This window comes from Candidatus Angelobacter sp. (genome assembly GCA_035607015.1).
In the GTDB taxonomy this organism is placed as follows: Bacteria; Verrucomicrobiota; Verrucomicrobiia; order Limisphaerales; family AV2; genus AV2.
The window spans coordinates 1-2,223 of record DATNDF010000464.1 but is presented as its reverse complement, the minus strand read 5'-3'; the positions used below and the strand labels follow the sequence as shown (position 1 = coordinate 2,223).

Annotated in this window: 2 protein-coding genes; one reads left to right on the top strand and one right to left on the bottom strand. The window is 61.8% G+C overall.

Features of this window, described 5'->3' with window-relative positions; all coding sequences use genetic code 11:
- Positions 1–1,276: DUF1549 domain-containing protein (locus VN887_18675; GenBank protein ID HXT42040.1), on the bottom strand; the 1,276-nt coding region annotated here is incomplete at its 3' end.
- Positions 1,277–1,287: 11 nt separating this feature from the next.
- On the opposite strand from VN887_18675, the gene VN887_18670 reads away from it, so the two are divergent.
- The gene (locus tag VN887_18670) at positions 1,288–2,199 is read left to right on the top strand and encodes a choline/ethanolamine kinase family protein (GenBank protein ID HXT42039.1); all 912 of its coding nucleotides are present in this window, start codon (positions 1,288–1,290) and stop codon (positions 2,197–2,199) included.
- Positions 2,200–2,223 lie beyond the last annotated feature (24 nt).

The window sequence follows — 2,223 nt, the reverse complement described above, 5'->3', positions numbered from 1 at the left end:
CGCGCTCCCACTTTTCCTGAGCTTCGCCGAGTTCATTGTTGCGGTCCTGCAAGGTCTTTTCCGCGTCGCGCAGGCGGAAGTCGGCCTCGACGAATTGCGCCGCCTGTGCGGGCGTGGGCGCGGGCAGTCGCGGCGGCGGGTTGTCCGTGCGGATGCGGTCGAGCCCCTTCTCGGGCACGTTGTGGAAGAACGCGTAGAGTTGATAGAATTCCTTCGTCAGGAGTGGGTCGAACTTGTGGTCGTGGCATTCGGCGCAACCAACTGTCATGCCGAGCCACACCCCGCCGAACGTGCTCACGCGGTCCACCACGTACTTGTTCAGGTATTCGTCCGGGTCTGCGCCGCCTTCGTCGTTGGTCATGTTGTTGCGGACAAAACCCGTGGCGATACGCTGCTCGCGGGTCGGGTTGGGCAGCAGATCTCCGGCGAGTTGTTCGACGGTGAACGCGTCATACGGTTTGTTCTGGTTGAAGGCATCGATGACCCAGTCGCGCCACAGCCACATGTAGCGCACGCCATCGAAGTGATAGCCGCTGGTGTCGGCGTAACGCGCCAGGTCCAGCCAGTTCGCGGCCATGCGTTCGCCGTAGTGGGGCGAATTCAGCAGGCGATCCACGAGTTTCTCGTAGGCACCCGGCGAATTGTCCGCAAGGAAGGCATCCACTTCACCGATGGTCGGCGGCAAACCCGTAAGGTCGAAAGAAACACGACGAATCAGCGTCGATTTGTCCGCTTCAGGTGCCGGTTTCAGTCCCTTTTTCTCGAGACGCTCCAGAATAAAATTATCAATCTCGTTGCGCGGCCACGCCTTGTCCCGCGCGGGCGGCGGCACGGGCCGTTCCGGCGGGATCAACGACCAGTGTTTTTTCCACTGCGCCCCTTCCCTCACCCAACGGGTGAGCAGTTCGATCTGGCCCGCGCTGAGCGGCCTGCCCTCGTCCGGTGGAGGCATCACCTCGTCCGGGTCGCGGCTGTTCAGTCGCTCCACCAGGGCGCTCTTCTTCAGGTCGCCCGGAACGATGGCCTGATTGCCGGATTTGAGGATCTTCAACGCGTCTTCCTCGCGATCGAGACGCAATCCGGCCTTCCGTTTGTGCTCGTCGGGACCGTGGCAGGCGTAGCAGTGGTCGGAAAAAATCGGACGGATGTCCCGGTTGAAGTCGATCTTCGGGAGTTCCTTTTGCGCGGCGAAAGCGCAGTGGCACAGCCCGACCATCATGATGACGATTTCGCCGGGCCAGACCAGTCGTTGCAGGTTCGCTCTGGACTTTGCCATAGGGACTAGCCTTGCATGATATTTCAAACTGTCACCCGGGCAATCAAAAAGGATACAAACACCCTGTTGTGGACGCGCAGGACGTCATTTCATTCATCCCGCAGTTGCGCGGCCGGCCGGTAACGGTAGTGCCGCTCGACGGTGGCCTCACGAACCGCAACTATCGTCTGGACACCGACGGCGAGAGTTTTGTGCTGCGTGTGGCGGGCAGGGACACCGCGCTGCTCGGCATTGACCGCGCCTGCGAAGTCGCGTCCTCGCGCATCGCCGCGGCACTGGGCGTCGGGCCGGAGGTGGTCGCTTATCTGCCGGACCACGGCGCGATGCTCCGTCGCTTCGTGCCCGGACGAACGCTCACCGCTGAAGATGTCCAACGGCCCGCGGTCCTGCGCCGACTGGTGAGCGCTCTCCGCCGGTACCACGATGGACCACCGGCCGCGGGAAGGTTTTCACCATTTGCGATCGTCCGCAATTACCACGCGCTCGCCCGGGACAGACGGGTCACCTTTCCCGATAATTTCGGCCGGGCCCTGGAACGGCTTGCCGTCATCGAACAGCAATCAAAGAGCGAGGACCCGCCGTGTCCGTGCCACAACGATTTGCTGGCGGCGAATCTAATCGACGACGGCGCCACGGTGCGGATCATCGACTGGGAGTACAGCGGGATGGGCGATCTCTTCTTCGATCTTGGCAACCTTGCGGCAAACAATGAGTTTGATACCGCGAACGAACGGGATCTGATCGAAGCGTACTTCGGCGAGGTGCGCCCAGATCACCTGCGGCGCTTGCGGCTGATGCGACAGGCCTCCGATATGCGCGAGGCGATGTGGGGGTTTCTCCAGTCCGCGCTTTCGACGCTCGGCGTTGACTACCTCGCGTATGGTCGAAAGCACCTGGAACGCTTTTTACAACGAGAGACCTGATCAATCCGCGAAATCATCGCCCGA